This window comes from Novosphingobium taihuense, assembly GCF_007830315.1.
In the GTDB taxonomy this organism is placed as follows: Bacteria; Pseudomonadota; Alphaproteobacteria; order Sphingomonadales; family Sphingomonadaceae; genus Novosphingobium; species Novosphingobium taihuense.
In genome coordinates this window covers 261,381-273,231 of the sequence record NZ_VLKJ01000005.1, presented here as the reverse complement: position 1 = coordinate 273,231, position 11,851 = coordinate 261,381, and the positions used below count along the sequence as shown (strand labels likewise).

Sequence of the window (11,851 nt, the reverse complement as noted above, 5' to 3'; positions counted from 1 at the left end):
CGGACTCCAATGTAACTTCTGTTACAGGATATGGACTGGGTAACTGTTCGAGTTGGGCAAAGCCGCCAAACTATCCGCCTTGCGGTGATAAAGGGCTCGGAGGCAGGAAAACGGGTGAGGCTGCCGCACAAATTCGGGCAGCAATGACCATGACCGAACCGGCAGCAGCCTTCGTGGCTGACCGTCAGGCGGGGAGAACAGCAATGAATTCTATCCGTGGCGCGCTTTGCTTCACGCAAACCAGCCTGCTTGCCATCCTTCTGTCCACGAATGCGGTTGCGCAGACCGATTGGTCGGATCCGCGCAGGGTCTTCGAAGAGCGGCTTGCGACCTTCATCAAGGACCCCGGCAACTTCCCATATGCACCGATGGAGCCGATTGCCGGCGCATCGAAATGGAAGCCCCTGCCCCTTGCCCGACCGGCAAAGCGCGGCGTTTCTGCAGATGCGCTAGAGAAGGCGCGTGCCTATGCCGAGATGATGAACAGTAGCGCGTTCATCGTCTGGCGCGATGGGCGCATCCAAAGCGAATGGCACGGCAAGGGTGTCGATGCGCGGAAGCCGCTCGTTTCCAAATCGCTGTCAAAGCCGCTGTCTGCCATCGTCATTGGCCGTGCGCTGGCACTAGGCAAGATCCGGTCGCTTGACCAGTCGATCGCCGATTACGTTCCGGCAGCCAAGGGTACGCCCAAGGAAAAGATCAGGATCCGTCATATCCTCGACATGCGCTCGGGCATGCTCGACCAAGGCTTCAGCACCGATCCTGCCCATCCCTATAACGCGGCGCTGCTCGATGCCGATTTTGGCCAGAAGATCATTGAGAGCTACCCGATGCCTTACGAGCCAGGCGCGCGCTATTCCTATGCGCAGGCGCCAAGCGACATTGTCGCCATGGTAATCGAAGGCGCAACGGGCATGCGCTATGGCGATTTCGTCAGCCGCGAGGTCTTGAAACCACTGGGTGCGCAGGGTGGGACGATCTGGGTCGGGAAACCCGGCGGCCTCGCACACTCGGGTTGCTGCGCGACCTTCCCCGCCGAGACTTACCTCCGTTTCGCAGTGCTGTTGCTGGAAGACGGCAAGTGGCAGGGCAAGCGCCTGCTCCCCAACGGCTATGTTTCCGAAATGCGAAAGGGCACGGTGCAAAACCCAAATTTCGGCCTCGGCGTCTGGCTGGGGGAACCCTACCATCAGCGCCGTGGCTTCGGCGCTCCTGGGACGGCCGGCCCGCAGGTCCTCCACTCGGAACCCTTTATCGACCCTGACCTGTTCATGTTCGACGGCAATTCCAACCAGCAGGTTGCGATCAGCCCTAAGCACCGGCTGATCGTGCTGCGCTTGGGACCGACCCCTCCAGCGCCCAAGGATGGCAAGCCCGAATGGGACAACGCCTTCCTGCCCAACACGCTGATCCGCGGGATCAGGAAGTAGCGGGCAACCGATAACGGCTGAAGATCGCCAGCGCCGCAAGCTGCAGCGCTGCCGGGATTGCACTGTAGAGCAGGACGATCCCGGTAATGGCGCTGGCGCTTTGCGCGGCGGCCCCGCCGGTGGAGGATACGAAGCCAAACGCGCTCATCACGATCCCGGCGATGACTGGCCCCAGTGCGAAGGCCAGCTTCTCCATCGCCGAGAACAGTCCGGCAAAGACGCCCTCGTTCGCGACGCCCTGCGTGCGGCGCTGGTAGTCTACAGTGTCGGTCATCATCGAAAGCGCAAGGAGGATGAAGCCGCCGTTGACCGATCCGATAACCACGGCGCGCAGCAGGATCAGCAAGTGCTCGGTGTTGACCGGCTGTCCGCCCGGAAGCGTGGCGACATCGGCGCCGCCCTTGCCGACCCACAGCCATGTCACGGTCACCGCTGCCCATATGACCGACGCCAGGACATATGCGCGGGGCTTGCCGATGCGGCGCGGCAGCCAGAGCCACAGCGGCTGGGCGGCAAGGCTTGCTGCAGACATGCACAGGATGAACACCGGAATCAGCCAGATCGCCTGCACCACATAGAGGAACACGAAGCCGATCACGGTATAACTCGCTGCCTGCCCGATGTTCGAGGCGAAGCTGGTAGCAAGCAGCATCAGAAACGGACGGTTGCGCGATACGACCTTGAGCTGCTCGCGCAATGACCCGGCGACTGCACCTGCCTGAATCAGTGGCACCTTGCGCAAACCGCTGGCCGTGGTGAGCATCGAGACAAGGCAAAGCGCGCCGAACAGCCAGCTCATTGCGTGCCAGCCTGCAGCACCCCCGCCGAAATGCAGGATGACAGGCTGCGCAAGACCTACGCCTACCAGCACGCCCAGAGTCGCAAAGAACATCCGCAACACCATGATGCGGTTGCGCTGGTGCGGATCACCTGAAAGTTCGGCGGCAATGGCGAGGTAGGGCACCGAGTAGATGCTGAACGCGGTCGATGCGAGGAAGAACAACGCGCAGATGGCCGCTGCCGCGATGTAGGGGCTTGGGTAGCTGGTAACGGCAAAGAGCGCGATGAAGCCCAGCGTCGTCCCCACTGCACCGCCGATCAGGAATGGCGTGCGACCGATGGCGGCCTTCATCCTGTCCGACCACGCGCCCACCAGGGGATCGCAGACGATCAGCCACAGCTTCGGCACGAGCACGACCAGTCCCGCCAGCCATGCCGGAACGCCCAGCATGGTCGTCATGAACAGGGGCAACAGGACTGCAGGCGTATCGCGGAATACCTGCGCGCCAAGCTGGCCCACGCCATAGCGCAGGACGACCCCGGTCGGCACCTCGTCGGGAATGGTGGCGGATGCGGCAGCAGCGGTTGCGGTCATGATGGTTCCGGGGATCGAGGAATGCGTTTAGACGATCAGACGCAGGCGCAGATGGTCTTCCATTCGAGGTAGTTGTCCATCGCCTGCCGACCGCTGTCGCGGCCCCAACCCGATTGCTTCACCCCGCCAATGGCGAGGCTGGCATCGTACATTGCGTGGCAGTTGATCCACACCGTGCCCGCGCGGATATCGGCCGACATGCGGTGCGCGGTGGACAGGCTTTCGGTCCAAACGCTGGCAGCCAAGCCATATTCGCTGGCGTTGGCTGCGGCGATGACTTCTTCCTCGTCCTCGAACGACTGGACAACGAGAACCGGCCCGAACACCTCCTCGCGCACGATTTCCATGTCGGGCTTCACATCCACCACCACGGTCGGCGTGATGAATGTTCCTGCATCGCCCATGCGCTCGCCGCCGGTCAGCATGGTTGCGCCTTCGGCCTTCGCTCTCTGGAGAAACCCCTCAACCCGCTCGGCATGGCGGGCAGAAACGACCGGGCCCATCTGCGTGTCGGGCAGCAGGCCATGGCCAATCTTCAGGCCCTTGGCATAGGCAGCCACGCCTTCGACCACCTGGTCGTGGACCGAGCGATGCACATAGAGCCGCGACCCGGCAATGCAGACCTGCCCCCCGTTGAAGAAGATAGCGTTGGCAACGCCCGGCACCGTGATTCCCATGTCGGCATCGGGAAACACGATCGAAGGCGATTTGCCGCCCAGTTCCAGAGTGACCCGCTTGAAATTCGTCTTGGCCGCATCGAGCACTGCACGGCCGGTCGCGGTCGATCCGGTAAAGGCGATCTTGTCGACATGGGGATGGGCAGCCAGCGTCGCCCCTGTCTGCCCGCCGAGGCCGGTGACGACATTGAGCACGCCTGCTGGGACGCCCGCCTCCACCATCAGTTCGGCAAGGCGCAAGGCCGTAAGCGAGGTATCCTCGGCCGGCTTCAGTACCACGGTGCAGCCCGCCGCCAGTGCAGGCGCAAGCTTCATCGCGGTCAGCACCAGTGGCGAGTTCCATGGCACGATCGCCGCCACCACGCCAACCGGCTCACGCACCGTCCACGTGCGCATCTGGCGGCCTGCGGGCTGGTAGTTGATCGAGCTTTCGAGCGAATTGCCCTCGATCGCCATGGCCTGTCCGGCGAAGAAGCGGAACTGGTTGACCGCGCCCGGAATCTCCGCCCAGCGGCCAACGAACAGCGGCTTGCCCTGATCAAGCGTTTCGAGTTCGGCCAGATCGTCGATATTGGCTTCGATCAGGTCGGCAACCTTCCACAGGATGCGTGCGCGTTCGACCGGTACGGTCGCCTTCCAGCGGCCCAGCGCGATTCTTGCCGCTTCGACTGCAGCGTCGACGTCAACAGGACTCGCCGCCGCTATTTGCCCGATTTCCTTCCCGGTCGCAGGATCGAGCGTCGCGAAATCTGCGGCTCCTTCCGCCTTGCGCCATTCCCCACCGATCAGCAGACCCTCCCCCCGCGCACGGCGAGCCAGGAATTCGATGTTGCCAGGGCGAAGGGTAACGGGATCAAAAGCCATGAGTCCGGGATGCTCCTTTGGATGCGGCCTGACTGCCCCTTGGACCTTGCCTCAGCCAGAGCGCCATACGCGAAAAGCCGCTTGGCGGATAAGTCTGTCCGAAAACGACCGTGCGGCGATCGTCGCGAATAGCAATCACCCTCGCAATCCAAGACGGCGATTCCGCCGCAAGATAGAAGCGATCGGGGTAGACATGACCTATCGACTGGGCGTGGACGTGGGTGGCACGTTCACCGACCTCCTGCTGTTCAACCAGAGCACTGGCGAATTCTGGCGCAACAAGACGCCGTCGACCCCGCACGACAGTTCGGAAGGTATTCTGAACGGCGTCACCGCGATCTGCGAGAAGGCCGGGATCAGCCCGTCCGACGTCGAATTCTTCCTCCATGGCACGACCGTGGCAACCAACGCCGTGCTCGAAGGCAAGGGCGCCCGCGTCGGCCTCGTCACCACCGACGGCTATCGCCAGGTCATGCAGATCGCGCGTTCGTTCGTGCCGGGCGGGCTTGCCGGATGGATCGTCTGGCCAAAGCCGGTGCCGCTGGCAGCGCTGGAAGACACCGTCGAAGTGCGCGGCCGCATGGATGCACAGGGCAACGAGCTTGAACCGCTCGACGAAGCGCAGGTCCGCGAAGCGCTCGTCGCCCTGCGCGACAGCGGCGTCGAAGCGCTGACCGTCAGCCTCGTCAACGCCTACCTCAACGGCGCGCACGAGAAGCGCATCGGCGAACTCGCGGCAGAGATCATGCCGGGTATCCCGATGTCGCTGTCCCACGAAGTCCTGCCCGAGATGCAGGAATACGAACGGACGCTGACCACGGTGGCCAATGCCGCGGTGCGCCCGGTGATGCGCAAGTATATCCACAACCTGCGCGATAGCCTGCGCGGCGCCGGCATGGCCGGATCGCTCTCGCTGCTGCGCTCCGACGGCGGCCTCATGTCTTCGGAAAAGTCCGAAGAGCATCCCGTTTCGCTGCTGATGTCCGGCCCGGCGGGCGGCGTCACCGGCGCGATCTGGGTGGGCCGCAACGCGGGCATCAAGAACATCCTGACGCTCGACGTCGGCGGCACGTCGACCGACGTTGCCCTGATCGAGAACCTCGAGGCCCGCCGCCAGCGCACCACCGAAGTCGGCCACCTCTCGGTCCGCGCCTCAGCGCTTGACGTGAAGACGGTTGGCGCGGGCGGTGGCTCGATCGCCTATGTCCCGGAACTCACCGGCGCGCTGCGTGTCGGCCCGCAGTCGGCAGGCGCGGTCCCCGGCCCGGTGGCCTACAGCAAGGGCGGCACCCTGCCGACCGTGACCGACGCCAACGTGGTGCTCGGCTATCTCCCTGAGAACCTGCTCGGCGGCACCTTCAAGCTTGACCGCGATGGCGCGAAGAAGGCCGTGCAGACCATTGCCGACGCACTCGGCATCGGCCTGATGGAAGCGGCGCGCGGCATCATCGACATCGTCAACGAGAACATGTTCGGTGCGCTGCGCATGATCTCGGTCCAGCAGGGCTATGACCCGCGTGACTTTGCAGTGATGGGCTTTGGCGGGGCGGGTCCGCTCCACGTGAACGCTGTCGCCAGGCTGATGGGTTCGTGGCCTGCCGTCTCCCCGGTCAGTCCCGGCGTGCTTTGCGCACTGGGCGATGCCACCACGCGGATGCGCACCGAGACTGCCCGCTCGTTCAGCCGCCGCGTTGACGAGACCGACGAAGCCGAAGTGCTGGCGCTGCTCGATGACATGGCCGCGCAGACCCGCGCCGAACTGACCGCCGAAGGCATCAGCGAGGCCGACGTCACCAGCCTGTTCGAACTCGACATCCGCTATGAAGGCCAGGCCTTCGAAGTGCCGCTGTCGATCGACGCCGAAGTGCTGCGCCGCGATGGCCTGAAGGGCGTGACCGACCGCTTCGATGCCGAGCACAAGCGCCTGTTCACCTTCAACATGGACTCCGCGCACGAACTGGTGAACCTGCGCGCCGTGGCCATGGGCCCCGCGCTCGATCTGCCCGCCCCGCCGCTCGAGCAGGGCAACGGCGATCCGATCGCCGCCAAGGTGCGCGACCACGAACTCTGGGCCGATGGCGCCATGGTCCCGGCGGTGATCTATGACCGATCCAGGCTGCGCGCAGGGGACGTGATCCCCGGCCCTGCCATCGTGACGGAAATGGATTCCACCACGCTGATCGAGGCCGGCTGCACCGGCAAAGTCGACCATGTCGGCAACATCCTGATCAATCTTGCCTGAGAACGGATAAGCACATGCCCGCACAGATCATCCAGGCCAACACCACCCCCTTCACCGCCGTGGCCGTAGATCCGGTCACGCTCGACATCATCGAGAACGCGCTGCGCAACGCGCGCATCGAGATGGACGCAACGCTTGTCCGCACCGCCATGTCTCCGGGCATCCGCGAGCAGGGCGATGCCTTCCCGCTCATCGCCGATCACACCGGCAAGATGATCGTCGGCCAGTTCGGATCGTACATCGGCCCGTTCCTCGATGGCTATGACGGCACGGTCGAGGACGGCGACCTGATCTTCCTGTCCGATCCCTATTCGGTGCAGGGCGCAATCAGCCACTCCAACGACTGGCTGGTGCTGCTGCCCGTGTTCAAGGACGGGCGCCTGATCGCCTATACCTCGATGTTCGGTCACCAGAGCGACATCGGCGGCATGGTCCCCGGATCGATGCCGATCCACGCCACCTCGATCTTCCAGGAAGGCGTGCGCATCCCGCCGGTCAAGATCTGGAAGAAGGGCGAATACAACGAGGACCTGATCAAGCTGGTCATGCACCAGACCCGCACGCCGGACTGGTGCAAGGCCGACCTCAACGCCCTGATCGCCTCGTGCCGCGTCGCCGCGCGCCGCGTTTATGAAATGGCCGAGCGCTTTGGCGACGACGTGTTCACCTCGGCCACGACCATGCTGCTCGAACGCAACCACCGCGCGATGAAGCAGTTGATCCAGACCTCGATCAGCGAAGAGCGCGTCAGCTTCGAGGACTACATCTGCGACGATGGCATGGGCTTCGGGCCCTACAAGATCAAATGCACGATGTGGCGCGAAGATGGTCGCGTCGTGCTCGACTTTGCCGGCACCGACCCGCAGAGCCAAGCCTCGATCAACATGCTGCTGAACGAGAACATGATGCGCATGTTCTTCGGCATCTACATGATCATGATCTTCGATCCGCAGATCCTGTTCAACGATGGCTACTATGACCTGATCGACGTGCGCATCCCCGAAGGTTCGCTGCTCAAGCCGAAGTTCCCCGCAGCGCTCTCGGGCCGCACCCACGTGCTCGGCCGCCTGTTCGATATCCTCGGCGGGTTGCTTGGCCAGAAGACGCCCGAGTTCCTCAATGCCGCCGGGTTCTCGTCCAGCCCTCACCTGTTCTACGCGGGCACCGACAAGGCCGGAAAGTGGTTCCAGCTCTTCCAAATCGGCTTTGGCGGCATCCCCGGACGCCCCTTGGGCGATGGTCCCGATGGCCACTCGCTGTTCCCCGGCTTCACCAACGTGCCCAACGAGTTCCTCGAACGCTACTTCCCGCTGGTGATCGAACGCTACGAGACCGTTCCCGATAGCGGCGGCGCGGGCCTGCACCGTGGCGGTAACGGCATCGACATGGTCTACAGGTTCCTCGAGCCCGGCACCATCGCCATCCACGACGACCGCTGGTTCGTGCCGCCCTGGGGCGTCAACGGCGGCGAGCCCGGTGCCCGCGCCCGCAAGGTGCTGGTCAAGGCCGATGGCACCGAAATCGTCGTCGGCAACAAGATCGAGGACTATCCGGTCGAACCCGGCGATCGCCTGCACTTCGTCACCTGGGGTGGCGGTGGCTGGGGCGATCCGCTGGAGCGCGATCCCGAACTGCTGGCCATTGAGCTGGCACAGGGCCTCGTCACCGAAAAGGGCGCGCTGCGTTATGGCGTGGTGCTGAAGGACGGCGCGGTCGATGCCGCCGCCACCGAGGCGCTGCGCACGAAGATGCGCGCCGAACGCGGCGAAATCGGCGTCTTCAACTTCGGCCCCGACATCGAGACCCTACGCGCCAACTGCCTCGCCGAGACGGGCCTCCCCGCTCCCAAGGCGCCGCGCTGGGCGAACGTTTAACAGGAACCCACCCCCAACCCCTCCCGCTTGCGGGAGGGGAGCGAGACTTACGGTGCCGAAGGCGGAGTTAGTCGCAGCGGGGTGGGCATGCACAACGCATAAGGACCAAAACAGTGGCCAATCCCATTCTCCGCGAGAAGCTGAACTCCGGAAAGTTCTTCGTCGTCCCCGGCATTCAGGACATGATCACCGCGGTGATCGCCAACAAGGTCGGCTTCGATATCGTCTATGGCACGGGCTACTGGCTCACCGCCTCGGCCTGGGGCCTGCCCGATGCCGGCATCGCCACCTACACGGAAATGCGCAACCGCATGGAGACGCTGGCGCGCACCAGCAATGCTGCCGTCATCGCCGATGGCGATACTGGCTATGGCGGGCTGCTCAACGTCCATCACACCGTGAAGGGCTATGAAGCGTCGGGCGTCACCGCGATCCAGATCGAGGATCAGGAATTCCCCAAGAAGTGCGGCCACACGCCGTTCAAGCGCCTGATCTCGACCGAGGACATGGTCGAGAAGATCCAGGTCGCCGTGGACTCGCGGACAAGCGAGGATTTCGTCGTCATCGCCCGCACCGATGCGCGTGAAAGCGAAGGCCTTGATGGCGTGCTTCGCCGCCTCGAAGCCTATTCGAAGGCGGGTGCCGACGTGCTCTTCCCCGAAGCGCTGCACAGTGAAGAGGAGATGCGCAAGGCCTGCGCCGTGCTCGACAAGCCCTGCATGGCCAACATGTCGAACCACGGCAAAACGCCGGTGCCACCCGCCGAGGTGCTGGCCGAGATCGGCTATGCCTATGCCATCTACCCCTCGCTCACCAGCCTTGCCGCCTGTGCCGCGATGGAAAAGGTCCTGCGTGATCTCAAGGACAACGGCGTGGGCCAGCCCGATGGTCTTTTCGATTTTTCCGAATTCTGCTCGCTGATCGGCTTTGAGGACGTGTGGGCGTTCGAAAAGAAGTGGGGCAAGGCTGGCTGATGACCACACGCCGCATTGCCGCCGCCGTCCTCAGCCAGAGCGGCAACAACCCTGCACCCTATGCGGTGAACAAGCCGCTCGAGGTCAAGACGCTCGAACTCGCCGATCCCAAACCCGGCGAAGTGCTGGTGCGGATTGACGCTGCGGGCCTGTGCCACTCCGATCTCTCGGTCATCAACGGCGACCGACCGCGCCCGATGCCGATGGCGCTGGGCCACGAAGCTGCCGCCACCGTGCTGGCGCTGGGCGACGAAGGCGATGGCAGCCTTGCCGTGGGTGACCGCGTCGTGCTGGTATTCCTGCCCTCGTGCGGGCACTGCGTCGCCTGTGCCTCGGGCCAGGGCTATCTCTGCGCCAACGCCGCTGCCGCCAACGGCAAGGGCGAACTGATGCAGGGCGGCTCGCGCCTTTCCTGCGAGGACGGCCCGGTGCATCACCACCTCGGCGTGTCGGCCTTCGCCACGCAGGCCGTGGTTGATCGCCGCTCACTGGTGAAGATCGACAAGGACATCCCGCCCGAAACCGCCGCCCTGTTCGGCTGCGCGGTGCTGACCGGCGTCGGGGCGGTAATGAACACGGCGCAGGTCCGCCCCGGCGAATCGGTGCTGATCTACGGCCTTGGCGGGGTCGGCCTCGCCGCGCTGCTCGGTGCTCTGGCGGCAGGGGCACAGCCGGTTGTCGCGGTCGATCCCTTCCCCGAGAAACGCGCTCTCGCGCTTGAACTCGGTGCGGCGGCAGCGGTGGCGCCGGGTGAGGATGCAGACCTGTTTGGCGCCGATGTTGTGATCGAAACGGTGGGCAAAGCCGCAGTTCTTGCCCACGCCTACAAGGCGGCCAAGCGTGGCGGGCGGATAGTTACCGTGGGCCTACCCAACCCGGCAGAAACACTTGAAATCAATGCCTTGTCTCTCGTCGCCGAAGGCAAGACGCTGATGGGCAGCTACATGGGTTCGTCAATCCCGGCGCGCGACATCCCACGCTACATCGCCCTTTGGAAGTCCGGCCGGATGCCAGTGGAGAAGCTGCTGACCTCGGTCAGTCCACTCGAGGAAATCAACGACCTGATGGACAAGCTCGCGCAGGGCAAGGCGGTGCGGCAGGTCATCGTTCCCGGCTGGTAATTGTTCCGAATTGCGGACAGGTTTATCCGACAGGCGGATAATCTCTTGAACAATTCGGTCATATGACATTCTCTTGTCACTCTGCGGCCAACCACAGAGTGACAAGGGGAGTCGTACAATGGAAAAAGGCGTTCCTATCCGGTCGATCACGCGATCCATCGCCGCGCTGAAGGCGATCAATCGCCACGGCTCCCTGTCGATGATGGAAATCGCCAAGTCGGCCGAAGTCCCCTACCCCACCGCCTGCCGCATCGTGCAGACCCTGCTCTACGAAGGCCTGATCGAGCAGGAGCCCGCCCGCAAGCGCTACCGGGCAACCGCCCTGGTCCAGACGCTGGCCACCGGCTTCCAGCACGATGACGAACTTGTCCGCATCGCCCGCCCACATATCGTCGCATTCACCGCCCGCGCCGGCTGGCCGGTATCGATCGCCATCCGCGTTGGCCGTGAGATGATGCTGCGTGACAGCACGCACGCCAATTCGTCGCTCACTTTCGAACACTACTATCCCGGCTTCACCCTGCCGATCCTCGACAGCGCCTCGGGCAAGGTTTCGATGGCCTTCGCCGATCCCGAGGAGCGCGAGATGATCCTGCGCTTTATGCGCGTGTCGCAAGACATCGACCTCAACTACCTCGCCACCGCCGAAGTCAGCCTCGATGTCGAACGCATCCGCGCCGATGGCTATGCCGTGCAGGGCCGTAACCACTTCAACCTGACGCCGGGCAAGACCTCGTCGATCGCCGTCCCGATCTTCCGCAATGGCCACTTCGAAGCGGCTATGACGATGGTGTTCTTCGTCGCCGCGATGAAGCTCTCGACCGCGCTCGAAACCTATCTCGACGACCTCAAGGCAACCGCCGCAGCGATCAGCCACGATCTGTCAAACGTACCGATGGGCAATGCGTAAGGTTTAAGAGGCCCCGCTTACCGCTGCTTCTTGGCAATCGTCGCGGTGAAGTCGGGGTCCTTGTTGGCGACCCAATCAACGAACTTGCGAACGGCAGGATCAGCCAAGAGCTTGTCGACATCCATGCCGATGCGCTGAAGTTCGGAATTGGTGAAGTTCACAGTCAGCGTCTGCTGGCAAATGCCGTGCATCGGCACCACGTCGCGCCCTCCCCGGCTCTTCGGGATCGGATGATGCCACACGATGGTGCTGCCGGTCGGGCGGCCGCAGAGCCAGCAGGGCACCGGCGGGGGCGCCTCTTCCTCTTCGGGGGTGTCAAAGTCGTCGTAGCGACCGTGCTTTGAATGCTTGCGGGCCATGGCGCTGCCTTACAGCAACCACGCC

General features: G+C 63.9%; 9 protein-coding genes. 6 read left to right on the top strand and 3 right to left on the bottom strand.

Annotated elements, in window-relative coordinates; genetic code table 11:
• Window positions 1-203 precede the first annotated feature (203 nt).
• Window positions 204-1,430, top strand: coding sequence for a serine hydrolase domain-containing protein (locus IQ25_RS12495; protein ID WP_158637743.1), 1,227 nt, complete (start codon window positions 204-206; stop codon window positions 1,428-1,430).
• On the opposite strand, the gene IQ25_RS12490 is transcribed toward IQ25_RS12495, so the two are convergent.
• Together IQ25_RS12490 and IQ25_RS12485 are read right to left on the bottom strand one after the other, a co-directional pair.
• Entirely contained in the window at window positions 1,420-2,805 is a 1,386-nt protein-coding gene (locus IQ25_RS12490; RefSeq protein WP_144906280.1) for an MFS transporter, read from the bottom strand. The two genes, IQ25_RS12495 and IQ25_RS12490, sit on opposite strands and share 11 nt — an antisense overlap.
• 35 nt (window positions 2,806-2,840) lie before the next feature.
• Window positions 2,841-4,346 (bottom strand): aldehyde dehydrogenase family protein, encoded by a 1,506-nt coding sequence (locus tag IQ25_RS12485; RefSeq protein WP_144906278.1) that lies wholly within the window; start codon window positions 4,344-4,346, stop codon window positions 2,841-2,843.
• Between the two features lie 193 nt (window positions 4,347-4,539).
• Here IQ25_RS12485 and IQ25_RS12480 point away from each other — a divergent pair, with 193 nt between their 5' ends.
• The 5 genes from IQ25_RS12480 (at window position 4,540) to IQ25_RS12460 (ending at window position 11,467) form a co-directional block, all read left to right on the top strand.
• Window positions 4,540-6,588 carry a hydantoinase/oxoprolinase family protein gene (locus IQ25_RS12480; protein ID WP_144906276.1) on the top strand — a complete coding sequence of 683 codons (2,049 nt, stop codon included), beginning with the start codon at window positions 4,540-4,542 and terminating at the stop codon, window positions 6,586-6,588.
• A gap of 14 nt (window positions 6,589-6,602) precedes the next feature.
• Window positions 6,603-8,462, top strand: coding sequence for a hydantoinase B/oxoprolinase family protein (locus tag IQ25_RS12475; protein WP_144906274.1), 1,860 nt, complete (start codon window positions 6,603-6,605; stop codon window positions 8,460-8,462).
• A gap of 113 nt (window positions 8,463-8,575) precedes the next feature.
• Window positions 8,576-9,436 carry an isocitrate lyase/PEP mutase family protein gene (locus IQ25_RS12470; RefSeq protein ID WP_144906273.1) on the top strand — a complete coding sequence of 287 codons (861 nt, stop codon included), beginning with the start codon at window positions 8,576-8,578 and terminating at the stop codon, window positions 9,434-9,436.
• On the top strand, window positions 9,436-10,557 hold the full coding sequence (locus tag IQ25_RS12465; RefSeq protein ID WP_144906271.1) for a zinc-binding dehydrogenase: 1,122 nt from the start codon (window positions 9,436-9,438) through the stop codon (window positions 10,555-10,557). The genes IQ25_RS12470 and IQ25_RS12465 overlap by 1 nt, the downstream gene beginning before the upstream one ends.
• A gap of 118 nt (window positions 10,558-10,675) precedes the next feature.
• Window positions 10,676-11,467: an IclR family transcriptional regulator gene (locus IQ25_RS12460; RefSeq protein ID WP_144906269.1), complete on the top strand. Its 792-nt coding sequence runs from the start codon at window positions 10,676-10,678 to the stop codon at window positions 11,465-11,467.
• Window positions 11,468-11,484: 17 nt separating this feature from the next.
• On the opposite strand, the gene IQ25_RS12455 is transcribed toward IQ25_RS12460, so the two are convergent.
• The gene (locus IQ25_RS12455; protein ID WP_144906267.1) at window positions 11,485-11,826 is read right to left on the bottom strand and encodes a hypothetical protein; all 342 of its coding nucleotides are present in this window, start codon (window positions 11,824-11,826) and stop codon (window positions 11,485-11,487) included.
• Window positions 11,827-11,851 lie beyond the last annotated feature (25 nt).

What these genes read in the sequence shown, in the direction of transcription:
- IQ25_RS12495 (WP_158637743.1), top strand. Translation starts at nt 204, where the DNA reads ATGAATTCTATCCGTGGCGCGCTTTGCTTCACGCAAACCAGCCTGCTT.
- IQ25_RS12490 (WP_144906280.1), bottom strand. Translation starts at nt 2,805, where the DNA reads ATGACCGCAACCGCTGCTGCCGCATCCGCCACCATTCCCGACGAGGTG.
- IQ25_RS12485 (WP_144906278.1), bottom strand. Translation starts at nt 4,346, where the DNA reads ATGGCTTTTGATCCCGTTACCCTTCGCCCTGGCAACATCGAATTCCTG.
- IQ25_RS12480 (WP_144906276.1), top strand. Translation starts at nt 4,540, where the DNA reads ATGACCTATCGACTGGGCGTGGACGTGGGTGGCACGTTCACCGACCTC.
- IQ25_RS12475 (WP_144906274.1), top strand. Translation starts at nt 6,603, where the DNA reads ATGCCCGCACAGATCATCCAGGCCAACACCACCCCCTTCACCGCCGTG.
- IQ25_RS12465 (WP_144906271.1), top strand. Translation starts at nt 9,436, where the DNA reads ATGACCACACGCCGCATTGCCGCCGCCGTCCTCAGCCAGAGCGGCAAC.
- IQ25_RS12460 (WP_144906269.1), top strand. Translation starts at nt 10,676, where the DNA reads ATGGAAAAAGGCGTTCCTATCCGGTCGATCACGCGATCCATCGCCGCG.
- IQ25_RS12455 (WP_144906267.1), bottom strand. Translation starts at nt 11,826, where the DNA reads ATGGCCCGCAAGCATTCAAAGCACGGTCGCTACGACGACTTTGACACC.